Origin of the sequence: Pseudomonas sp. P7759, from assembly GCF_013386445.1 — a bacterium.
GTDB classification, from domain to species: Bacteria; Pseudomonadota; Gammaproteobacteria; order Pseudomonadales; family Pseudomonadaceae; genus Aquipseudomonas; species Aquipseudomonas azotoformans_A.
In genome coordinates, this window is the sequence record NZ_JACART010000037.1 from 13,099 (window position 1) to 36,689 (window position 23,591).

Below are 23,591 nucleotides of genomic sequence, written 5' to 3' on the forward strand. Positions count from 1 at the left end.
CCCAATAAAAAACCGGCCATTCCGTTTACGGTATGGCCGGTTTTTTTACCCCCCGTCGCCTTACATATGCGAGATCAGCGCATCCCCGAAGCCAGACGAAGAAACCAGGGTGGCACCGTCCATCAGACGCTCGAAGTCATAGGTCACCGTCTTGGCCGAAATCGCGCCATTGGTGCCCTTGATGATCAAATCCGCCGCCTCGGTCCAACCCATGTGCCGCAGCATCATCTCGGCCGACAAAATCAACGATCCCGGATTCACCTGATCCTTGCCCGCATATTTAGGCGCAGTACCGTGGGTCGCCTCGAACATCGCCACGGTGTCCGACAGGTTCGCGCCCGGCGCAATACCGATACCGCCCACCTCCGCCGCCAAGGCGTCAGACAGGTAATCACCATTCAGGTTAAGCGTCGCGATCACATCATACTCGGCCGGACGCAGCAGGATTTGCTGGAGCATGGCATCAGCAATCGCATCCTTGACCACCACGTTCTTGCCGGTCTTGGGGTTCTTGAACTGCATCCACGGGCCGCCATCCAGCAGCGTCGCGCCAAATTCTTCAGCTGCCACTTCATAGGCCCACTCCTTGAAGGCCCCTTCGGTGAACTTCATGATGTTGCCTTTGTGCACAATGGTCAGCGAGTCGCGGTCGTTATCCACTACATATTGCAGGGCTTTACGCGCCAGACGCTGGGTCCCCTCTTTAGAGACCGGCTTCACGCCAATTCCGCAATCCTGGTCGAAACGGATCTTGGTCACGCCCATTTCTTCCTTGAGAAACTTGATCACCTTGATCGCCTCGGGCGAACCGGCCTTCCACTCGATCCCGGCGTAAATGTCTTCGGAGTTTTCACGGAAGATGGTCATGTCCACATCGCCAGGCTTCTTGACCGGGCTGGGTACGCCTTCGAACCAACGCACCGGGCGCAGGCATACATAAAGGTCGAGTTGCTGACGCAGGGCCACGTTCAGCGAGCGGATGCCGCCGCCGACAGGGGTGGTCAGCGGCCCCTTGATGGAAACCACGTAATCCTTGACCGCATCCAGGGTTTCCTGGGGCAGCCAGGTGTCCTGGTCGTAGACTTGAGTCGCCTTTTCGCCGGCATATACCTCCATCCAGGAGATTTTGCGCTTGCCGCCGTAGGCCTTTTCAACAGCTGCATCGACTACCTTGATCATCACCGGACTGATGTCGACGCCGATACCGTCACCTTCTATATAAGGGATGATCGGTTGGTCAGGAACATTGAGAGAATGGTCTGCATTGACGGTGATTTTGTCGCCGACTGCCGGAACCTGAATCTTCTTGTATCCCATGCTGAACTCCATCTATGGATTGAACATCTGGCTGCGTTCGAGCCTACTCCAGATAAATGGCGACTGAAACCTCACGCCATGCTCATTTGCATCGAAAACAGCATAATTTGTCGCCTACAAGCCTGAAAGCAAAGGCAAAATCGCCAATCTTGAGCACATCGTGCGACTTTGGTAGCAACCTCTGCCCTGCGACCTTTAGACCAATGGACGACACACCTTTTGTATGAAGGCTCGGCGTAAGCATAGCGACCTATGTATAATGCCGCCGCTGACCAAAGAGTCACGACGGTTGACCGCTCTAGACAGAAGCCCTCAGCCAGAAAGCAGGACTATTACAATAGTCCAAACGCTTGACGCTCGACTGATGCAACCCAACATCACCGCGAAGAAACCTCGACATTTCGCTCATGGATGACTTTGAACGAACGCGCTCCACCCGGCGCATCTCGAGTTTCTGCGCACGCTTTCAGCAAAGAAGAGAGTTAATCCGAATATGCCCACCCGCTCGAAGATCATCTACACCTTCACCGACGAAGCCCCGGCCCTCGCCACCTATTCACTGCTGCCTATCGTAGAGGCCTTCACCGCTTCCGCTGATATTGCCGTGGAAACCCGCGACATCTCCCTCGCCGCGCGCATCCTCGCAAGCTTCCCCGAGCAACTGGGCGCCAAGGCTATCCCGGACCACCTCGCCGAACTGGGCGACCTGGCCGTTACGCCTGAAGCCAACATCATCAAGCTGCCTAACATCAGCGCCTCGACCCCGCAGCTGCAAGCCGCGATCAAGGAACTGCAGGCCCAGGGCTACGCCCTGCCGGACTACCCGGAAACCGTAACCACCGACGCGGAAAAAGAAACCCGTGCACGTTACGACAAGGTCAAGGGCAGCGCCGTGAACCCGGTACTGCGCGAAGGCAACTCCGACCGCCGCGCACCGCTGTCGGTCAAGAATTACGCACGCAAGCACCCGCACAAGATGGGCGCCTGGGCTGCCGACTCCAAGTCGCACATTGCCCACATGAACAGTGGCGATTTCTACGGCAGCGAAAAAGCCGTGCAAATCGAAGCCGCTGACGCTGTCAAAATCGAGCTGATCGCTCAAGACGGCACCGCGACTGTCCTGAAAGAAAAGACTTCGGTACAGGCCGGCGAAATCATCGACACCGCCGTACTGAGCAAGAAAGCCCTACGTGCGTTCATCGCCGCTGAAATCGAAGACGCCAAGAAGCAAGGCGTGCTGCTGTCGGTTCACCTGAAAGCCACCATGATGAAGGTCTCCGACCCGATCATGTTCGGCCAGATCGTTGCCGAGTTCTATAAAGACGCCCTGACCAAGCACGCTACCGTGCTGGAGCAGATCGGCTTCAACCTGAACAACGGCATCGGCGACCTGTACGCTCGTATCAAGGCCCTGCCGGCCGACCAGCAAGCGCAGATCGAAGCTGACATCCAGGCCGTATACGCGGCTCGCCCTTCCCTGGCGATGGTCAACTCCGACAAAGGCATCACCAACCTGCACGTGCCGAGCGACGTCATCGTCGACGCCTCGATGCCGGCCATGATCCGTGACTCCGGCAAGATGTGGGGCACCGACGGCCAGCTGCACGACACCAAGGCCGTGATCCCGGATCGCTGCTACGCCACTATCTACCAAGCGGTCATCGAAGACTGCAAGGCCAATGGCGCCTTCGACCCAACCACCATGGGCAGCGTGCCGAACGTTGGCCTGATGGCGAAAAAAGCCGAAGAGTACGGCTCCCACGACAAGACCTTCCAGATCAAGGCTGACGGCGTAGTCCGCGTCACCGACAGCAAGGGCAACCTGCTGATGGAACAGAAAGTCGAAGCCGGCGACATCTTCCGCATGTGCCAGACCAAAGACGCGCCGATCCAGGACTGGGTCAAACTGGCCGTCAACCGTGCCCGCGCCAGCAACACCCCGGCTATTTTCTGGCTGGACCCTAAGCGTGCTCACGACGGCGTCGTGGTCGAGAAAGTTCAGGCTTACCTGAAAGACCACAACACCGAAGGCCTGGACATCCGCATCATGTCGCCGGTCGACGCGATGAAGTTCACCCTGGAGCGTACCCGCAAGGGCCTGGACACCATCTCGGTGACCGGCAACGTACTGCGCGACTACCTGACCGACCTGTTCCCGATCATGGAACTGGGCACCAGCGCCAAGATGCTGTCGATCGTGCCGCTGATGAACGGCGGTGGCCTGTTCGAAACCGGCGCCGGCGGTTCGGCTCCAAAGCACGTGCAGCAACTGGTGGAAGAGAACTTCCTGCGCTGGGATTCCCTGGGCGAGTTCCTGGCCCTGGCCGCTTCCCTTGAGCATTTGGGCGTGACGTACAACAACCCGAAAGCCCTGGTACTGTCCAAGACCCTGGACCAGGCCACCGGCCAGTTCCTCGACAACAACAAGTCGCCATCGCGCAAAGTCGGCAACATCGACAACCGCGGCAGCCACTTCTACCTGGCGCTGTACTGGGCTCAAGCCCTGGCCGCCCAGAGCGAAGACACTGCACTGCAAGCGCAGTTTGGCGAACTGGCAAAAACCCTAACCGCGAACGAAGCGACCATCGTCGCCGAGCTCAACGCTGTACAGGGCAAGCCAGTGGACATCGGTGGCTACTACGCGCCGAACCCAGAGCTGACCAGCAAGGCCATGCGCCCAAGCAACACGCTCAATGCGGCGATTGCCAAGTTGAAGTAAGGTTGTGAGGTGACATCATAAACCCCGGCCTGGTGCCGGGGTTTGTGTTTTCAGGCCTTAATCAAAGGGGGCCATCGACATACTCAGAAGCCCATGCCGTGCGGATCAAGTCCAGCATCTGCTGCCGACAACCAGGATTCCAACCTGCTCGCTCCCTCAGCATCACGGCAAACTCGGGCAACCTCGGCAGATCAGAGACACCCTCGAGGCTTCTCAGCCCCACCACTTGTGCAACATAAGGAAGTAACGTCACCCCCACTCCCGCTTGCACCGCAGAGCGTAACGACATCAAGTCCTCCGACTCATAGACGCAGTGCCATTTGAGTCCACACGCCTCCAAACTCCTGATCGCCAAACTGCGGAATCCACAAGGGGGTTTGAACAACACTAAGGGTACATCTTCCAAATCATTGCCTATGCCGACTTGCGCACTAGCGAACCATTTTACCGATAACGTATGCCAAGGCGGCTCGTTCGCGATATCCAGTTCATCTATAACCAGACACAGGTCGATCTTACCGCCCTTTACGGCCTCCAATAACGCGCCAGACCTTGCGACCTTTACCACTATCTGCGTAGATGGAAATTGGATGGACATATTAGAAATTATGTGCGGAAGCACACGCTCACAAAAATGTTCAGGCATACCCAGTACAACTGTTTCTCTTCTTTTTTCCTTCTCAAACAGCCCGCCTATCTTGTCATTGCAAGCAACGATATCCATGGCATAGCCAATTAGCTTTTCACCCTCGAGAGTAAGCAGCACCCGACCCCGTCCCCTTACGAAGAGCTCTACACCCAGTAAGTCTTCGAGGCGCCTGATCTGCTGGCTGATCGCAGGCTGAGTCAAACTCAACGCTTGCGCAGCACGCGTAAAGCTTTTGGTTTCACCCACCTTGATAAAACTACGTAAGGACTGAACATCAAGATTGACCCTCATAACACACCACCCACCGAGGAATACATTTCGAAGTGTGGCAAATTCCTGCAGCAATCACCACTGGCTGTTCGGCTAGGTAACGATGTTACTCGCGTAGAAAGATCAAACTTAACGTGTATCCCCGTATATTTTCCTACGCCCTATGCAAACAAACGCGTCGCTAAACTGTAGGAACCTCTATCATGAACAAGTGACAGCCTCGATAGAATATCGTTAGCTCGACTCGCCGAATGACGGGAATTGATATCCAGCGCGCTGGTAAAAAAGAATGCGCCGCTCGTGAGCTCACCTAGCACTGTAATTCTATCGTCCACACAACCTAGCTGATTAATCAGTCCGCCGGTTTTAGCAGAAATCCTTACACCCCCAAACGGATCAATACAAGCGAGACCTTGATTAAGCATATTTTGCACAAGAGGGTTGTCGAACATTCTGACGTCGCGAGGCGTACCAGTCGCAATGACCACTGCGTCATACTCGCAGCGGCGAACGTCTGAACAATCACCCACTACCAAGGTAAACCTTGCGCCACACTCCACTGTTTTAAGCTCACCCTTGCAGATCGACAACTGTTCCGTCTCTAGCAACACCTTTATCTTTATTGCATTCTCAACCGGGATGGAAACGCGGTAAGCCATCCACCAACGTGAATATCCTAAAAATCTTCGCCTGTCCTCATCAGGCATTGCAGGCCAAATCAGATCAAGTACCGCATTCGTAGAATAAAGCACCGACTGCCAGAATCGGGGGTGTTGTGCCTGTGCGATTTCATCCGTCAGAAACTCAATGGCGGGCTTCTGGGCGCACTTGGACGACCAATCAATCGCGCCAGTTGCCTCTCCGCCTAAAGCTAACTCCTGCAACGTCCAGCGCGCCACATCTTCAAGTCGGACCACCCCATAGCTGGAAATGCAAGACTTGACCGTCTCAGGCGCCAGGATTTTCGGTTTGTAGCGTGCCTGAGTTCCCCGAACATAGGGCAATGCGCCTGTACGCGAATGCAATGTGATCGGCCCCACATGCCCATTGGTCGTGAGCCCGATCAGTGTATCAATGGCGCTCAGCTTTGAGCCGACAATGGCCACACTTGCGTGCTTTGGAATCAAGCGACATGTACGCCTTAGAGGATAAGGACTGTTGAAAAAGCCCTCTGACGTCGCCAGATGCTGATATTCCAGACTGCGAGCATTGCCGCAACTGAGCACCACGTGATCACTAGGAAAGGAAAGATTTCCTCTGGTTAAAACCACAACTTTTCCGTCGTGAGCGAAACTCAGGCTGACCGCCTCATCATGAACCTGAATCAACTGGCAGCCGAGTGCCACCGCCCTATTAACCAGACACCGAACCATATGCGCAAGGTAAAGCCCGAACAGCGGCCTTGGCAGAAAGGCTTGAGGCAATAATTCAATACCGGGAAAGGCATCCTCCCAAACATCCCGATTATCCGACAACCATTTATAGAAACGTCCAGGCTGATCGGCGAAAGGCGAGATGAACTCGGCCCGAGTATTTAAAAGATTAGTGATACAGTCCTCTGAATAGGCGAGCCCGCACCCACACTGGGACTGCCTGTCGATTAAAAACAAAGAGAGACTCGAGTGACAACCCGATCTACTCAGACCCTCCAATAGGGAGTAGATAAACGCGACGCTTGATGCGCCACCGCCAATGACTGTAATCACGGTATTTGCCATAACAGCCTCCTCGCAATCGAATTGATCACCCCACTCGACACCTCACATTTCCAACTAAACTTAAACCTTACGATGACACATAAACCTAAACTAAAAAAACATCATCTTTCATGCGCTTGCAATTAGCCGAGATCACAAATCCGCCTTCGATGCACGGCGCAATGTCGCGTGCGACATCAATACCCGGCGCTACCTCATCCAAATAGAGCACGCCATTACGCAACGAAAAAACGGCGCGCTCTGTAATAAACATTACGCGCTGACGCAACAATTCAGAGTAGCCACCATTAAATGTCAGGTGCGAAACTTGACGAATAAATTTTTTAATGCGCCCCTCCTGGACGATTCTCAGCCCCTCTGGACCCATTTTCACATCTAGCCCAAGCGTCGTTAAAGTTCCACAAAATATAACGACCCGTGCGGACTGAGAGATATTTATAAAGCCGCCAGCCCCCTGCAACTTGCTGCCAAACTGCGAGACATTGACATTACCAAAAGCGTCAACCTCAGCAAAACCCAAGCACGCCACATCAATGCCTCCACCCTCATAAAAATCAAACAAGGCTGCCTGCTCGATCACAGCACTTGGTCGATAGCTGGCTCCAAACGACAATCCAAAAGCCGGTCTGCCCCCCATGACTCCAGACTCAACAGTAAAAGTCTCACTCCCTAGTAAGCCGCTCTCTTCAGCCATTCGACCAATAACAGTGGGCATACCAATACCGAGATTGATTACTTGAGCCTTTTCCTCGCGAATTTCCTGGAGCGCGCGCTTAGCAATAATTCGCTCGGCACAGGAAATCGCCTCCCTATCGAGCACCGGAACTCCCGGACTTAAGAATGCAGAGTTGTAGGCTTCCGCATAGGTTTGAGGATGCTCTCCAGGGCGAGATACGGTGACGTAGTCCACTAATACACCCGGGATCTTTACATGGTGTGGCTCTATCTCGTGCAGCCCTACCAAACTTTCAACTTGCACTATTACAGTACCGCCGCAATTCTTGACAGCCATTGCCTGCGCCAGCGAGTCACTATAAGAAACCTCCCTTTCCATTGAGATATTTCCATCAGGATCGCAGCAGGTACCTCTCAGCAACGCACAATTAACATCAAGCGAGGGATAGAAAAGTGTCGTCACCCCCTTTATATCAACTCTTTGAACAAGCGGACCGCCCCCTTGATCATTTAAACGGCCCCCGTCATTATTGGGATCAACGAAAGTATTGAGCCCGATACTGGATATTACTCCAGGCTTTTTGGCTGCTATCGCACGAAAGAGCTGACTGATGACACCTTGCGGCCAGTTATGCGCCTCTATTTCGCTGCGTCGCGCCATCTCGCCCAGTCGCGGAACCAGCCCCCAAAAACCGCCAATCACCTTGGCCACCAACCCTGGCTGAGCAAATAGATCGACACCTCGCCCCTTTAGGTCCCCGGAGGCCGATGCAAAGAGCAGACCAATTTGGCGCGGTCGCCCTTCGCGCTTGAAGCGCTCACTGATTGCGCGCGTGAGACCATCCGGATGCCCGCAACTTCCAAAGCCACCGGGGATGATTGTCCAACCGTCTTCGATCAAGTCCGCCGCTTGTTGCTCGCTAATGACTTTCATAGGTCCGCCTCAGCAGTTGAGGCAGCGCCCGCTCTGCCTTCGGGCGACGTAACAACCTGAACGGGTTGTTCCCAAACAACCAGGAACGTACAGCCGGCCACCGAAGAGAGCTCATGTGAAGAACCTGGCGGATAAACCTGCAACACACCCTCCGCATGACGCCCCCTATCATCAAGCAGCTCGCCCTTTAACACCAAAACCAACTCCCACCCCAAGTGCATATGTCTTGGGGTGAAGGCCCCCGCGTTGTAACGAACCAAGGCCGCAACGGGCCCCCGATCATTTTGCCGGGCGTCATACAGATGAAATATCGAAACGCCCTCCCGACCATCAATTTGATAAGGTTCAAACTTCAAACGCTCGAGATCGTCTGTAGATAATCCACCGCCCAACTTGCTCATCTGAATATCAAATATTCCGCTGCCGCTTATTGTATGCATGGCCGTTCTCCGCCTTGTCACGAATGAACTATTTATCAATCACTTCGCACGGGCATGATTCATCAAATAAACCCCAACCGCCGACACAACAAACCCCACAATCGCCACCGCACTCGGCACTTCACCCAACACTAGCGACGCCATGATCTGCGTGACCGCCGGAATAACATGAAACAAGTTAGTCGCCTTACTTGCCTCCCCCCGGCGAATCATCAAATACAGCAGCGTCAGCGCCCCAACGGAGTTCATCAACGTGATCCAGGCTATCGACGCTGCAAATGGCGCCCATTCGGTCACGCGCATGGTTTCGGTGGTGTAGGCCAGCAGCAACATAACCAGCGACGCGACAACCATCTGAATGAAGCAGCCCACCCACAGGTTCACGCCACCTAGAAAACGCTTCTGATAGAGCGTGCCTAACGTGATGCCCAACAACGCCAGGCCCACTGCGCCATACCCGCCTAATGACGCCTCGGTGCCGAAAAGGCTGCTGGCCACGACAATAACCACACCGCCGACTCCCAGGATGGACCCCGGCAGGTCGCGCCAACTCAATTGCTCACCTAAAAAGAAAAAAGCACCGATCACGACAAATACCGGCATCAGCCCGACGATCAGCGCGGCCTGCCCTGCTGGAACGCCCTGACTGATGCCGGTGTACAAGCCACCGAACTGCAACGCCTGCAGAAGCAACCCAACTGCAGCAGCGTGAAGGTAAGGCGTAAGCTTTTTCGGCCATTGCGCATTAATCGCGAGAGCAACTCCCAGGAAAACCAGCGCCGCCAGGGCAAATCGGTAGAACGTCATGGTGAACGGCTCGCCATAACGCACGCCGAAGGCGCCGCCGATATAACCGGAACTCCACAGCAGAATGAAGGCAATGGGTAGCGGCGAGGTGAGACGTACTTCGTAGCTTTTGTGGGCAACCGGACTCATGACACTCTCCAAATCGACTTGAAGAGGTAAACTGCGCCAGGCCCTGGCATCCGTAAAATCATAAAATGTCAGGCGCATCATGCAGAACGCTTATGCAGACTTCCTGAAGAACCCAATCAAAATGTGGGAGCTGGCTTGCCTGCGATAGCTGTCTGCCAGCCGATATAGCTGCAACTGACCCACCGCCATCGCAGGCAAGCCACACATTGACCAAGTTTCTCCAGCCACATCATCCTTGAGGCCGCTTATGACCTGGCAACCCCACATCACCGTCGCCACTATCGTCGAAGACAACGGCCGCTTCCTGATGGTCGAAGAACTCAAAGGCGGCCGCGCCGTGCTCAACCAGCCCGCCGGCCACCTCGACCCGCATGAAACCCTCACCGAAGCCGCCGTGCGCGAAACCCTCGAGGAAACCGGCTGGGACATCGAGGCCACCGGCATCGTCGGCATTTACCTCTACACCGCCCCCAGCAACGGTGTGACTTATCAACGTGTCTGTTTCATCGCCAAGGCCTTGAAACACCACCCAGACTATCAACTCGACGAAGGCATTCTGCGGGCCCGCTGGCTGACCCGCGACGAGCTGATGGAGCTGCGCAACGACTGGCGCAGCGAACTGATCATCCGCTGTATCGATGATTATCTGGCCGGCCAGCGCCACAGTCTCGAATTGATCCGCCCTTCTCTTTAGCCTTGAAGGCCTGAGCCTGATAGAATCGCGTCCTTTTTCAAGACACCCGTTGAAACCCTATGCGTGATCCAGCCCCTTCTGACACACAAAAGAAGCGCGTCATCGTCGGCATGTCCGGCGGCGTGGATTCTTCCGTTTCCGCCGTTCTGCTCATGGAGCAGGGTTATGAGGTGGAAGGCCTGTTCATGAAGAACTGGGAAGAAGACGATGGAACGGAATACTGCACCGCCATGGACGACCTGGCGGACGCCCAGGCCGTGTGCGACAAGATCGGTATCAAGCTGCACACCGCCAACTTCGCCGCCGAGTATTGGGACAACGTGTTCGAGCACTTCCTGGCCGAATACAAGGCCGGCCGCACGCCGAACCCGGACATCCTGTGCAACCGTGAAATCAAGTTCAAGGCGTTCCTCGACTACGCCATGATGCTCGGCGCGGACCTGATTGCCACTGGCCACTATGTGCGCCGCCGCGACATCGATGGCCGTACCGAACTGCTCAAGGGCCTGGACCCGAACAAGGACCAGAGCTATTTCCTGCACGCCGTCGGCGGTGAACAGATCGCCAAGACCCTGTTCCCGGTGGGCGAGCTGGAAAAACCCGAAGTGCGCAAGATTGCCGAGAAACACGGCCTGGCCACCGCCAAGAAAAAAGATTCCACCGGGATCTGCTTTATCGGCGAGCGCCGCTTCAGCGACTTCCTCAAGCAGTACCTGCCAGCGCAACCGGGCGAAATCCACACCACCGAAGGTGAAGTCATCGGCCGTCACCATGGCCTGATGTATCACACCATCGGCCAACGCCAGGGCCTGGGCATCGGCGGCTTGAAAGACGCCGGTGAAGAGCCGTGGTACGTGCTGGTCAAGGACCTGGAAAACAACGTGCTGATCGTCGGCCAAGGCAACGAGCATCCACTGTTGTTCTCCGGCGCCCTGCTCGCTTCGGAAATCTATTGGGTCAACCCGATTGACCTGAGCACCCCGCGCCGCCTGACTGCCAAAGTGCGCTATCGCCAGAGCGACCAGCCCTGCACCCTGGAAAAAACCGCCACCGGCTACCGCGCCACCTTTGATGACCCGCAACGCGCGGTCACGCCTGGCCAGTCCGTGGTGTTCTACGACGGCGAAATCTGCCTGGGCGGCGGCGTGATTGAAGTGGCCGAAGCCTGGAGCAACCCGGCATGAGCCCGACCCAGGAGCAATTGACGGCACTCGGCGGGGTTTTCCTCGCCGCTGTCTTGGTGGACAAGATCGCCAAGACCGGCCAGGTCACCGAGGCGGGCCTGACCTGCATGCTCGGCAGCCTGCTGATCCGCGACCCCAAGGACACGCTGGAAGTCTACGGCGGCGACGATATCGCGCTGCGTGAAGGTTACCGCGCACTGATCGGCGCCCTGGAGCGCGACCCAAGCACGTTGCAGCGCGAGCCGTTGCGCTATGCCTTGTCAATGCTTGGCCTTGAGCGTCAGTTGGCCAAGCGCGACGACCTGCTGGAGGTCATCGGCAAGCGTTTGCCACAGATTCAATCCCAGGTGGAACACTTCGGCCCGGCCCACGAAAACGTGATCGCGGCCTGTGGCGCGCTGTACCAGGACACCCTGAGCACCTTGCGCCAACGCATCCAGGTGCACGGCGACATGCGCAACCTGCAGCAACCGAACAACGCCTCGAAAATCCGCGCCCTGCTCCTGGCCGGTATTCGTTCGGCGCGGTTGTGGCGTCAGTTGGGCGGTCATCGTTGGCAGCTGGTGATCAGCCGCCGCAAATTGCTCAAAGAGCTTTACCCGTTGATGCGCAACGAATAAGTCGCACCGACAGGCTATTTTCAAGCCGTTACGCGTAATACGCCGGTCAGTTGGCGACGGACCGGCGGATTTTTTCATGTATGATACGCGCCCCATTTCGTTGCCCGACTGTCCGAGAACACCCCATGCAGCTCTCTTCGCTCACTGCGGTTTCCCCTGTTGACGGCCGCTACGCCGGCAAAACCCAGGCCCTGCGCCCTATTTTCAGCGAATACGGCCTGATCCGTGCTCGCGTGCTGGTTGAAGTGCGCTGGCTCCAACGCCTGGCCGCTCACCCTGCCATCAGTGAAGTGCCGGCGTTTTCCGCCGAAGCCAACGCTGTATTGAACACCCTGGCGGAAAACTTCTCCCTGGAGCACGCCGAGCGTGTGAAAGAGATCGAGCGCACCACCAACCACGACGTAAAAGCCATCGAATACCTGCTCAAAGAGCAAGCGGCCAAGCTGCCGGAACTGGCCCAGGTCAGCGAGTTCATCCACTTTGCCTGCACCAGCGAGGACATCAACAACCTGTCCCACGCCCTGATGCTGCGCGAAGGCCGTGATGACGTGATGCTGCCGCTGATGCGCCAGACTGCCAACGCTATCCGCGAACTGGCCATCCGCTTCGCCGACGTGCCAATGCTGTCGCGCACCCACGGCCAGCCGGCGTCGCCGACCACCCTGGGCAAAGAATTGGCCAACGTGGTGTACCGCCTGGAGCGTCAGATCGCTCAAGTGGCGGCCGTGCCGCTGCTGGGCAAGATCAACGGCGCCGTAGGCAACTACAACGCCCACCTGTCGGCCTACCCTGAGATCGACTGGGAAGCCAACGCCCGCGCCTTCATCGAAGACGAGCTGGGCCTGGGTTTCAACCCGTACACCACGCAGATCGAACCGCACGACTACATCGCCGAGCTGTTCGACGCCATTGCGCGCTTCAACACCATCCTGATCGACTTTGATCGCGATATCTGGGGCTACATCTCCCTGGGCTACTTCAAGCAGCGCACCATTGCCGGTGAAATCGGTTCGTCGACCATGCCGCACAAGGTCAACCCGATCGACTTCGAAAACTCCGAAGGCAACCTCGGTATCGCCAACGCCCTGTTCCAGCACCTGGCCAGCAAGCTGCCGATCTCCCGCTGGCAGCGCGACCTGACCGACTCCACCGTACTGCGCAACCTCGGCGTGGGCTTCGCTCACAGCGTGATCGCGTACGAAGCCAGCCTCAAGGGCATCAGCAAGCTGGAACTCAACGAGCAGAAGATCGCCGCTGACCTGGACGCGTGCTGGGAAGTCCTGGCCGAGCCGATCCAGACCGTGATGCGCCGCTACAACATCGAAAACCCGTACGAGAAGCTGAAAGAGTTGACGCGCGGCAAGGGCATCAGCCCTGAAGCACTGCAGACTTTCATCGACGGCCTGGACATGCCAGCCGCGGCCAAGGCCGAGCTGAAACTGCTGACCCCGGCCAACTACATCGGCAACGCTGTAGAGCAAGCCAAGCGCATCTGATCGCTGCTTGACCCTTTGAAACGCCCGGCCGCGCCGGGCGTTTTTATTCCAGTCTGAAAAGTGCTTTTTTTCAATAGGTTACACATGAATCCTGATATCCCTCTTCAACTTCTGGGCGGCATCACGGCACGGGAATTCCTGCGCGACTACTGGCAGAAAAAGCCGCTGCTGATCCGTCAGGCCATCCCTGACTTCGAAAGCCCGATCGACGCCGACGAACTGGCCGGCCTGGCCCTGGAAGAAGAAGTCGAATCGCGCCTGGTGATCGAACACGGCGAGCGCCCGTGGGAATTGCGTCGCGGCCCGTTTGCTGAAGATGCCTTCAGCACCCTGCCTGAGCGCGAGTGGACCTTGCTGGTGCAGGCTGTCGACCAGTTCGTACCGGAAGTGGCCGAACTGCTGGAGCAGTTCCGCTTCCTGCCAAGCTGGCGCATCGACGATGTGATGATCAGCTTCGCCGCACCCGGTGGCAGCGTCGGTCCGCACTTCGACAACTATGACGTGTTCCTGCTGCAAGCCCAGGGCAAGCGCAACTGGAAGATCGGCCAGATGTGCAACTCGGAAAGCCCGCTGCTGCAACACGCCGACCTGCGTATCCTCGCCGAATTCGAAGAAAGCGCCGAGTGGGTCCTGGAACCGGGCGATATGCTCTATCTGCCGCCACGCCTGGCGCACTTCGGCATTGCCGAAGATGACTGCATGACCTACTCCGTGGGTTTCCGCGCACCGAGCGCTGCTGAAGTGCTGACCCACTTCACCGACTTCCTCAGCCAGTACCTGACTGACGAAGAACGCTACACCGACGCCGACGCCCAGCCGGTCAGCGACCCGCACCAGATCCAGGGCGACGCGCTGGACCGCCTCAAGAGCCTGCTGGCCGAGCACATGAGCGACGAGCGCATGCTGCTGACCTGGTTCGGCCAGTTCATGACCGAACCACGCTATCCTGAACTGGTAGCCGGCGAGGAACTGGGCGAAGAAGACTTCATCAGCGCCCTGCAAGACGGCGCGATCCTGGTGCGCAACCCGAGCGCGCGCATGGCTTGGTCGGAAGTCGACGACGACGTGCTGCTGTTCGCCAGCGGCCAGAGCCGCTACCTGCCGGGCAAGCTGCGCGAACTGCTCAAGCTGATCTGCGCCGCCGACGCCCTGCACGCCGAAAACCTCGGCCCATGGCTGGCGGACGAAGACGGTCGCGACCTGCTGTGCGAATTGGTCAAGCAAGGAAGCCTGGGATTTGCCGATGAATAAGATTCACGTAAGTGTCGCGGACTGGCAAAAGGATATCGCCGAGATTCGGCGCATTCGTGAAGCGGTGTTTATCGCTGAACAATCGGTTCCGCCAGAGCTGGAGTGGGACGCGGACGACGCCGGCGCGGTGCATTTCCTTGCATTCGAAGGTGATTTTCCGATTGGCACCGCGCGCCTGCTGCCCAGTGGCGAGATCGGACGCGTGTCGGTACTCAAGGACTGGCGCGGACTGAAGGTCGGCGACAAGCTGATGGAAGCGGTGATCGGCGTGGCCGAGCAACGCGGCCAGGCCAAGCAGTTCCTGAGTGCGCAGGTGTATGCGGCGCCGTTCTATGAGCGACTGGGCTTCAAGATCGTCAGTGACGAATTCCTTGAAGTCGGGATTCCGCATGTGGACATGGTGCGCGAGCACTGAGCTGTCTCGTTCGCGAGCAAGCCCGCTCCCACATTTGACCGAGTGCACTCTTTGGAATGCGGTCGAATGTGGGAGCGGGCTTGCTCGCGAAGGCTACTTCAGCAACACCCAAAATGCCCTGCACTGCCAGGGCATTTTGCCGTCTACGATTCAATTTGCGACCTGCCAGGCCGACAAACTGGCACTATCCAGCCTAAATGACTCGCAGAGATAACGGACATGTCCCTACGCACCCTGCTCACCGCCCTCCTCCTGACCGCCAGCGTCTCGGCCATGGCCGACACTGAAGTCGTCAACCTGAGCAACCGCACCAGCGCCGACCTGCTGCCCGTGGCGCAGAACTTTATCGGCAAGGACGGCACCGTCAGCGCCTACGGCAACCAACTGGTTATTAACGCTGACCCAGCCAAGATCCAGAATCTGCGCGCCCTGCTCTCTCAACTCGACACACCCGCCAAGCGCCTGCTGATCACCGTCGACACCAACGAAAACAACCAACAGAACAGCGGCGACAGCCAGACCCGCATCATCAGCTACGGCACCGCCAGTCGTGACGGTGGCATCCAGCAGATCCAGGCCAGCGAAGGCGTGCCCGCGCTGATCCAGGTCGGCCAGAGCGTGCCGCTGACCACCACCCAGCAAGACAGCTACGGCCGCCTGCAGAACCAGACCCAGTATCGCAACGTCACCCAGGGGTTCTACGTGACGGCCAGCGTCACTGGCGAAACCGTGCACCTGGCGATCAGTACCAACCGTGACCGCATGAGCCAGGAACGTCCCGATGTAGTGAATGTGCAAAGCACCGACACAACTGTCAGCGGGCGACTGGGCGAGTGGATTCCCCTGGCTGGCATCAATCGTGAAACCCAGGCCGACAAATCCTCTACAACCCGCAGCTACTCTACTCAGGGACGCGATGACCTGACTGTGCGGGTCAAGGTCGACACCCTGAACTGAAGCACCAAAAACTGACTGATGAGTCGTATTAGACTAAAGATGTAGTGCTTTAAAAAAAGCACTACAAAACATTTGACGATCCAAAAAAGCATGGGCATGATGGCCTCGCTCCCGCTAATCAGGGGCCCTGGCAAGGGCCTTCGGATCGCGCTCCAAGCTACCCACCTGAGCCGATTCGTGTCTGTACCGCCCACAAGGCGTGTTTGACTTTGGTTGCGACTGGAACGAAGTTGTCCCGAGGGACGGAAGCTAACCAGGTAACCCGGCAACACGCTGCTGAACAACCAAGGGCCCACGACGCCTGAAGACTGTTCTCGGCCCGCCTTTACCTAATCCACCCTCTCGCCAATCGTTCATCCCGTCGCATTCCCCGCCAGACCCGACATGACCGCCTAAGCTTCTGGTCAGCGAGCAGCCCTGCCCCAGCATTTGAATGCAGGGCTGGCAAATGGATTTTTCCACCACAAGAAGACGCGACGAGGTTTACTTCCATGGCACTGACACGCGAACAGCAAATTGCAGCCCTCGAAAAAGACTGGGCTGAAAACCCACGCTGGAAAGGCGTGACCCGCGCTTATTCCGCTGCTGACGTCGTCCGCCTGCGTGGCTCGGTTCAACCTGAGCACACCTTTGCAAAACTCGGCGCCGAGAAGCTGTGGAACCTGGTGACCCAAGGTGCCAAGCCTTCCTTCCGTCCCGACAAAGATTTCGTCAACTGCATGGGCGCCCTCACTGGCGGCCAGGCAGTGCAACAGGTGAAAGCCGGTATCCAGGCGATCTACCTGTCCGGCTGGCAAGTGGCAGCGGACAACAACTCCGCTGAATCCATGTACCCCGACCAATCGCTGTACCCGGTGGACTCGGTCCCAACCGTGGTCAAGCGCATCAACAACTCGTTCCGTCGTGCCGACCAGATCCAGTGGAAAGCCGGCAAGAACCCAGGCGACGAAGGCTACATCGACTACTTCGCGCCGATCGTGGCCGACGCGGAAGCCGGTTTCGGCGGCGTGCTGAACGCCTACGAACTGATGAAGAGCATGATCGAGGCTGGCGCTGCCGGCGTGCACTTCGAAGACCAGCTTGCTTCTGTGAAGAAATGTGGCCACATGGGCGGCAAAGTATTGGTACCAACCCAGGAAGCCGTACAGAAGCTCACCGCTGCACGTCTGGCGGCTGACGTTGCCGGTACTCCGACCATCATCCTGGCCCGTACCGACGCCAACGCTGCTGACCTGCTGACTTCGGACTGCGACCCGTACGACCAGCCATTCGTGACCGGCGAGCGCACCCAGGAAGGTTTCTACAAGGTACGTGCCGGCCTGGACCAGGCGATTGCCCGAGGCCTGGCCTACGCGCCGTACGCCGACCTGATCTGGTGCGAAACCGCCAAGCCGGACCTGGACGAAGCCCGTCGTTTCGCCGAAGCGATCAAGAAGGAATACCCGGACCAACTGCTGTCCTACAACTGCTCGCCTTCCTTCAACTGGAAGAAGAACCTGGACGACGCGACCATCGCCAAGTTCCAGCGTGAACTGTCCGCCATGGGCTACAAGCACCAGTTCATCACCTTGGCCGGCATTCACAACATGTGGCACAGCATGTTCAACCTGGCGCACGACTACGCCCGCAACGACATGACCGCCTACGTGAAGCTGCAAGAGCAGGAGTTCGCTGACGCCGCCAAAGGCTACACCTTCGTGGCGCACCAGCAGGAAGTGGGCACCGGCTACTTCGACGACATGACCACCGTGATCCAGGGCGGCACCTCGTCCGTGACCGCACTGACCGGCTCGACCGAAGAAGAGCAGTTCCACTAAGCACCGCGTACACGGCCACTGCGGCCCCAAGGAAGACCTAACCGCAGTGCCGCACAACAATCACGCCCCGACTGGTTCGGGGCGTTTTTTTGGGCGATAAGAAGCCTCCTGACACAATGAAGATCAAAATGTGGGAGCGGGCTTGCTCGCGAATGTGGTGTATCAGTCACTGATGTGCTGATTGACCCACCGCATTCGCGAGCAAGCCCGCGCCCACAAGGGGAATGCATTCAGCCTGAGGGTTTTGCGCAAAACATTGATCCAGAGCGGTGTTCGCGTGGATCAGTTCGGTTAAAAGATCCCCGTCAGCAACTAAGCGGCACTCTAGCAAGTAACGGCAACTTCCCTCGCCACACGAGAAACATTCGCTTAAACCCCACGCAAACAATATTCATTATCATTTGGCGCATGAAAACTTCGTTACAGGATAAACAAAACACATTTGATTAAATGCCCGCTAATGCCCACCACACAAGGGCTACAGCCCCACGAAGGTGCACTATGTCCTTATTCCATCGAATAATTTCGCTATAGGAATTTTACTTGCCCGGTGTTTAGCCATAAAATCACCGCGATTGATTGCAGTGCGACATATCGTCACTGCATCGTTACTTTTTCGAGCTCAGAGACCTTTGCTCTCTGTTAAGGATTTCCAGCATGACCGAAGCGACAGGACTCATGGCCCACAACTGGGGCTTTGCCATTTTCCTCCTCGGTGTTGTCGGCCTCTGCGCCTTCATGCTCGGTGTCTCCAGCCTCCTCGGGTCAAAAGCCTGGGGCCGCAGCAAAAATGAACCGTTCGAGTCCGGCATGCTGCCTACAGGTGGCGCCCGCTTGCGGCTCTCAGCCAAATTCTATCTGGTCGCGATGCTGTTCGTGATCTTCGATATCGAAGCCCTTTTTCTCTTTGCCTGGTCTGTGTCCGTCCGCGAAAGCGGCTGGACCGGATTCGTCGAAGCTCTCGTTTTCATAGCAATTCTGTTGGCAGGCCTTGTCTACCTATTCCGAGTGGGCGCCCTTGACTGGGCTCCGGAAGCTCGTCGTAAGCGGCAAGCGAAGCTGAAACAATGAGGCTTTGGCGATGCAATACAATCTCACCAGGATCGACCCGGATGCTCCTAACGATCAGTACCCCATCGGCGAACGGGAAACCGTCTCCGATCCGTTAGAAGATCAAGTCCACAAAAACATCTACATGGGCAAGCTTGAAGACGTGCTGAGTGGCGCGGTCAACTGGGGGCGTAAAAACTCCCTGTGGCCGTACAACTTCGGCCTTTCGTGCTGCTACGTGGAAATGACCACCGCCTTCACGGCGCCCCACGACATCGCGCGCTTTGGCGCCGAAGTTATCCGGGCATCGCCGCGCCAGGCGGACTTCATGGTTATCGCCGGCACCTGCTTCATCAAGATGGCGCCGATCATCCAGCGTCTCTACGAGCAAATGCTCGAACCGAAGTGGGTTATCTCCATGGGTTCGTGCGCCAACTCCGGTGGCATGTACGACATCTACTCCGTCGTTCAGGGGGTGGACAAGTTCCTGCCCGTGGACGTCTACGTGCCTGGCTGCCCGCCCCGCCCTGAAGCGTTCTTGCAAGGCTTGATGCTGTTGCAGGAATCGATTGGCAAGGAGCGTCGCCCGCTGTCCTGGGTCGTTGGCGATCAAGGCGTGTACCGCGCCGAGATGCCTTCGCAAAAGGAAGAGCGCCGCGAACAGCGAATCGCAGTCACCAACCTGCGCAGCCCTGACGAAGTCTGATCCAGCCCGCTTCTTTAAATAGAACGAACACCTGGCTTCATTCTTTACGTTGACCGAAAGCGATAAAAAAACCATGACTACAGGCAGCGCTCTGTACATCCCGCCTTATAAGGCAGACGACCAGGATGTGGTCGTCGAACTCAATAACCGTTTTGGCCCTGACGCCTTCACCGCCCAGGCCACACGCACCGGTATGCCGGTGCTGTGGGTGGCGCGTGCCAAGCTCGTCGAAGTCCTGACCTTCCTGCGCAACCTGCCCAAGCCGTACGTCATGCTCTATGACCTGCATGGCGTGGACGAGCGTCTGCGCACCAAGCGTCAAGGGCTGCCGAGCGGCGCCGACTTCACCGTGTTCTACCACCTGATGTCGCTGGAACGTAACAGCGACGTGATGATCAAGGTCGCACTGAGCGAAAGCGACCTGAGCATCCCGACCGTCACCGGTATTTGGCCCAACGCCAGCTGGTACGAGCGTGAAGTCTGGGACATGTTCGGTATCGACTTCCCAGGCCACCCGCACCTGACGCGCATCATGATGCCGCCAACGTGGGAAGGTCACCCGCTGCGCAAGGACTTCCCTGCCCGCGCCACCGAATTCGATCCGTTCAGCCTCAACCTCGCCAAGCAACAGCTTGAAGAGGAAGCCGCACGTTTCCGTCCGGAAGACTGGGGCATGAAACGCTCCGGCACCAACGAGGACTACATGTTCCTCAACCTGGGCCCGAACCACCCTTCGGCTCACGGTGCCTTCCGCATCATCCTGCAACTGGACGGCGAAGAAATCGTCGACTGCGTGCCCGACATCGGCTACCACCACCGTGGTGCCGAGAAGATGGCCGAGCGCCAGTCGTGGCACAGCTTCATCCCGTACACCGACCGTATCGACTACCTCGGCGGCGTGATGAACAACCTGCCGTACGTGCTCTCGGTCGAGAAGCTGGCCGGCATCAAGGTGCCCGACCGCGTCGACACCATCCGCATCATGATGGCCGAGTTCTTCCGGATCACCAGCCACCTGCTGTTCCTGGGTACGTATATCCAGGACGTCGGCGCCATGACCCCGGTGTTCTTCACCTTCACCGACCGTCAGCGCGCCTACAAGGTCATCGAAGCCATCACTGGTTTCCGCCTGCACCCGGCCTGGTACCGCATCGGTGGCGTGGCCCACGACCTGCCGAATGGCTGGGAGCGCCTGGTCAAGGAGTTCATCGACTGGATGCCCAAGCGTCTGGACGAGTACCAAAAGGCCGCGCTGGATAACAGCATCCTAAAGGGTCGTACCATTGGCGTCGCCCAGTACAACACCAAAGAAGCCCTGGAATGGGGCGTCACCGGTGCTGGCCTGCGTTCCACCGGTTGCGACTTCGACCTGCGTAAAGCGCGCCCGTATTCCGGCTACGAAAACTTCGAATTCGAAGTCCCGTTGGCGGCCAATGGCGATGCCTACGACCGTTGCATCGTGCGCGTCGAAGAAATGCGCCAGAGCCTGAAGATCATCGAGCAGTGCATGCGCAACATGCCGGCCGGACCGTACAAGGCGGATCACCCGCTGACCACGCCGCCGCCGAAAGAGCGCACGCTGCAGCACATCGAAACCCTGATCACGCACTTCCTGCAAGTTTCGTGGGGCCCGGTCATGCCGGCCAACGAATCCTTCCAGATGATTGAAGCGACCAAGGGTATCAACAGTTATTACCTGACGAGCGATGGCGGCACCATGAGCTACCGCACCCGGATCCGTACCCCAAGCTTCGCCCACTTGCAGCAGATCCCTTCGGTGATCAAAGGCGAGATGGTCGCGGACTTGATTGCGTACCTGGGTAGTATCGATTTCGTTATGGCCGACGTGGACCGCTAAGCATGAACAGCACGCTTATCCAGACAGACCGTTTCACCCTGAGTGAAACCGAGCGCTCGGCCATCGAGCACGAGCTGCATCACTACGAAGACCCGCGCGCGGCGTCGATCGAAGCCTTGAAGATCGTCCAGAAGGAACGTGGCTGGGTGCCGGACGGCGCCCTCTACGCCATCGGCGAGATCCTCGGCATCCCTGCCAGCGACGTTGAAGGCGTGGCCACGTTCTACAGCCAGATCTTCCGTCAGCCGGTTGGCCGCCACATCATTCGCGTGTGCGACAGCATGGTCTGCTACATCGGTGGCCACGAGAAAGTGGTTGACGCGATCCAGACCAAACTGGGCATCGGCCTCGGCCAAACCACCCCGGACGGCCGCTTCACGCTGCTGCCGGTGTGCTGCCTGGGCAACTGCGACAAGGCGCCGGCGTTGATGATCGACGACGACACATTCGGTGACGTGCAGGCAACTGGCGTGACCCAATTGCTCGAGGGCTACCCATGACCCTGACTTCTTTCGGCCCGGCCAACCTGATCAAGCGTTCGCCTGAAACCCACCCGCTGACCTGGCGCCTGCGTGACGATGCCGAGCCGGTATGGCTCGACGAATACCAGGCCAAGAACGGTTACGCGGCGGCGCGCAAAGCCTTTGCCGACATGGCCCAGGACGATATCGTCCAGACCGTGAAAGACGCAGGCTTGAAAGGTCGCGGCGGTGCAGGCTTCCCCACTGGCGTTAAGTGGGGCCTGATGCCAAAAGACGAATCCATCAACATCCGCTACCTGCTGTGCAATGCGGATGAAATGGAGCCGAACACCTGGAAAGACCGCATGCTGATGGAGCAACTGCCCCATCTGCTGATCGAAGGCATGCTGATCAGTGCCCGTGCGCTGAAAACCTACCGTGGCTATATCTTCCTGCGTGGCGAGTACACCACCGCCGCCAAGCACCTCAACCGTGCGGTAGAAGAAGCCAAGGCAGCAGGCCTGTTGGGCAAGAACATCCTGGGTTCCGGTTTTGATTTCGAACTGTTCGTACACACCGGCGCCGGGCGTTACATCTGCGGTGAAGAAACCGCACTGATCAACTCCCTCGAAGGCCGCCGCGCCAACCCGCGCTCCAAGCCGCCCTTCCCTGCCGCCGTCGGCGTGTGGGGCAAGCCGACCTGCGTGAACAACGTTGAAACCCTGTGCAACGTGCCGGCAATCATCGCCGACGGCGTGGACTGGTACAAATCGTTGGCCCGCGAAGGCAGCGAAGACATGGGCACCAAGCTCATGGGCTTCTCCGGCAAGGTCAAGAACCCTGGCCTGTGGGAACTGCCATTCGGCGTGACCGCCCGCGAGCTGTTCGAGGACTACGCCGGTGGCATGCGCGACGGCTACACCTTGAAAGCCTGGCAGCCAGGCGGTGCCGGTACTGGCTTCCTGCTCCCTGAGCACCTCGACGCACAGATGTATGCCGGCGGCATCGGCAAGGTCGGCACCCGGATGGGTACGGGCCTGGCGATGGCGGTGGACAACACCGTGAACATGGTCTCGCTGCTGCGCAACATGGAGCAGTTCTTTGCCCGTGAATCCTGCGGCTTCTGCACCCCATGCCGCGACGGTCTGCCGTGGAGCGTGAAGCTGCTGATGGCCCTGGAAAATGGCGAAGGCCGTGAGGGTGATATCGAAACCCTGCTCGGCCTGGTCGGTTTCCTCGGCCCAGGCAAGACCTTCTGTGCTCACGCACCGGGCGCCGTGGAGCCATTGGGCAGCGCCATCAAATACTTCCGCTCGGAGTTCGAAGCCGGCATCGCGCCTACCAGCGCCGCCGTCCCGCCTCTGGCAAGGCCGATCGTAGTCGGCGCGTAACGCTTTAAAAGGCGAAGGGTCCGTGCCCTTCGC

General features: G+C 57.9%; 20 protein-coding genes. 14 read left to right on the forward strand and 6 right to left on the reverse strand.

Annotated features, from left to right (window positions below):
* Window positions 1–60: 60 nt before the first annotated feature.
* The gene (gene icd / locus HX823_RS23240; RefSeq protein WP_038847898.1) at window positions 61–1,317 is read right to left on the reverse strand and encodes an NADP-dependent isocitrate dehydrogenase; all 1,257 of its coding nucleotides are present in this window, start codon (window positions 1,315–1,317) and stop codon (window positions 61–63) included.
* A 493-nt stretch (window positions 1,318–1,810) separates the two neighbouring features.
* On the opposite strand from icd, the gene HX823_RS23245 reads away from it, so the two are divergent.
* Window positions 1,811–4,036: an NADP-dependent isocitrate dehydrogenase gene (locus tag HX823_RS23245; protein WP_038847886.1), complete on the forward strand. Its 2,226-nt coding sequence runs from the start codon at window positions 1,811–1,813 to the stop codon at window positions 4,034–4,036.
* 61 nt (window positions 4,037–4,097) lie between these two features.
* Here HX823_RS23245 and HX823_RS23250 read toward each other — a convergent pair whose 3' ends face one another.
* The 5 genes from HX823_RS23250 to HX823_RS23270 all read right to left on the reverse strand — a co-directional run bounded on the left by HX823_RS23250 (window position 4,098) and on the right by HX823_RS23270 (window position 9,739).
* Window positions 4,098–4,976: a LysR family transcriptional regulator gene (locus HX823_RS23250; RefSeq protein WP_177076921.1), complete on the reverse strand. Its 879-nt coding sequence runs from the start codon at window positions 4,974–4,976 to the stop codon at window positions 4,098–4,100.
* 140 nt (window positions 4,977–5,116) lie between these two features.
* Window positions 5,117–6,673: an FAD/NAD(P)-binding protein gene (locus HX823_RS23255; RefSeq protein WP_177076923.1), complete on the reverse strand. Its 1,557-nt coding sequence runs from the start codon at window positions 6,671–6,673 to the stop codon at window positions 5,117–5,119.
* A gap of 85 nt (window positions 6,674–6,758) precedes the next feature.
* A complete protein-coding gene (locus tag HX823_RS23260) occupies window positions 6,759–8,282 on the reverse strand; it encodes an acyl CoA:acetate/3-ketoacid CoA transferase (RefSeq protein WP_177076925.1) in 1,524 nt (507 codons plus the stop codon).
* Window positions 8,279–8,722: a cupin domain-containing protein gene (locus tag HX823_RS23265; protein ID WP_177076927.1), complete on the reverse strand. Its 444-nt coding sequence runs from the start codon at window positions 8,720–8,722 to the stop codon at window positions 8,279–8,281. The genes HX823_RS23260 and HX823_RS23265 overlap by 4 nt, the downstream gene beginning before the upstream one ends.
* A 39-nt stretch (window positions 8,723–8,761) precedes the next feature.
* Window positions 8,762–9,739 (reverse strand): DMT family transporter, encoded by a 978-nt coding sequence (locus HX823_RS23270; RefSeq protein ID WP_218169980.1) that lies wholly within the window; start codon window positions 9,737–9,739, stop codon window positions 8,762–8,764.
* Window positions 9,740–9,905: 166 nt separating this feature from the next.
* Between HX823_RS23270 and HX823_RS23275 the strand changes: the two genes are divergently transcribed.
* The 13 genes from HX823_RS23275 (at window position 9,906) to nuoF (ending at window position 23,558) form a co-directional block, all read left to right on the forward strand.
* The gene (locus HX823_RS23275; RefSeq protein WP_177076929.1) at window positions 9,906–10,352 is read left to right on the forward strand and encodes an NUDIX hydrolase; all 447 of its coding nucleotides are present in this window, start codon (window positions 9,906–9,908) and stop codon (window positions 10,350–10,352) included.
* 59 nt (window positions 10,353–10,411) lie between these two features.
* Window positions 10,412–11,536 carry a tRNA 2-thiouridine(34) synthase MnmA gene (gene mnmA, locus HX823_RS23280; RefSeq protein WP_033896831.1) on the forward strand — a complete coding sequence of 375 codons (1,125 nt, stop codon included), beginning with the start codon at window positions 10,412–10,414 and terminating at the stop codon, window positions 11,534–11,536.
* Window positions 11,533–12,156: a high frequency lysogenization protein HflD gene (gene hflD, locus HX823_RS23285; RefSeq protein WP_033896832.1), complete on the forward strand. Its 624-nt coding sequence runs from the start codon at window positions 11,533–11,535 to the stop codon at window positions 12,154–12,156. Before mnmA ends, hflD begins: the two co-directional genes overlap by 4 nt.
* Before the next feature lie 125 nt (window positions 12,157–12,281).
* Complete coding sequence (purB, locus tag HX823_RS23290; RefSeq protein WP_010209589.1) at window positions 12,282–13,652, forward strand: adenylosuccinate lyase; 1,371 nt, start codon at window positions 12,282–12,284, stop codon at window positions 13,650–13,652.
* Between the two features lie 84 nt (window positions 13,653–13,736).
* A complete protein-coding gene (locus tag HX823_RS23295) occupies window positions 13,737–14,903 on the forward strand; it encodes a cupin domain-containing protein (protein ID WP_038847892.1) in 1,167 nt (388 codons plus the stop codon).
* Window positions 14,896–15,318: a GNAT family N-acetyltransferase gene (locus tag HX823_RS23300; protein WP_177076931.1), complete on the forward strand. Its 423-nt coding sequence runs from the start codon at window positions 14,896–14,898 to the stop codon at window positions 15,316–15,318. Before HX823_RS23295 ends, HX823_RS23300 begins: the two co-directional genes overlap by 8 nt.
* 219 nt (window positions 15,319–15,537) lie before the next feature.
* Window positions 15,538–16,275, forward strand: coding sequence for a secretin N-terminal domain-containing protein (locus tag HX823_RS23305; protein ID WP_177076933.1), 738 nt, complete (start codon window positions 15,538–15,540; stop codon window positions 16,273–16,275).
* 491 nt (window positions 16,276–16,766) lie between these two features.
* Window positions 16,767–18,092 carry an isocitrate lyase gene (aceA, locus tag HX823_RS23310; protein ID WP_003174717.1) on the forward strand — a complete coding sequence of 442 codons (1,326 nt, stop codon included), beginning with the start codon at window positions 16,767–16,769 and terminating at the stop codon, window positions 18,090–18,092.
* A 657-nt stretch (window positions 18,093–18,749) separates the two neighbouring features.
* On the forward strand, window positions 18,750–19,163 hold the full coding sequence (locus HX823_RS23315) for an NADH-quinone oxidoreductase subunit A (protein ID WP_003219575.1): 414 nt from the start codon (window positions 18,750–18,752) through the stop codon (window positions 19,161–19,163).
* A gap of 10 nt (window positions 19,164–19,173) precedes the next feature.
* The gene (locus tag HX823_RS23320) at window positions 19,174–19,848 is read left to right on the forward strand and encodes an NADH-quinone oxidoreductase subunit B family protein (protein WP_016975544.1); all 675 of its coding nucleotides are present in this window, start codon (window positions 19,174–19,176) and stop codon (window positions 19,846–19,848) included.
* A 73-nt stretch (window positions 19,849–19,921) separates the two neighbouring features.
* Window positions 19,922–21,706, forward strand: coding sequence for an NADH-quinone oxidoreductase subunit C/D (nuoC, locus tag HX823_RS23325; protein WP_033896875.1), 1,785 nt, complete (start codon window positions 19,922–19,924; stop codon window positions 21,704–21,706).
* Between the two features lie 2 nt (window positions 21,707–21,708).
* A complete protein-coding gene (gene nuoE, locus HX823_RS23330; RefSeq protein WP_033896837.1) occupies window positions 21,709–22,206 on the forward strand; it encodes an NADH-quinone oxidoreductase subunit NuoE in 498 nt (165 codons plus the stop codon).
* A complete protein-coding gene (gene nuoF, locus HX823_RS23335) occupies window positions 22,203–23,558 on the forward strand; it encodes an NADH-quinone oxidoreductase subunit NuoF (protein WP_003174722.1) in 1,356 nt (451 codons plus the stop codon). Before nuoE ends, nuoF begins: the two co-directional genes overlap by 4 nt.
* The last annotated feature ends 33 nt before the right edge of the window (window positions 23,559–23,591 follow it).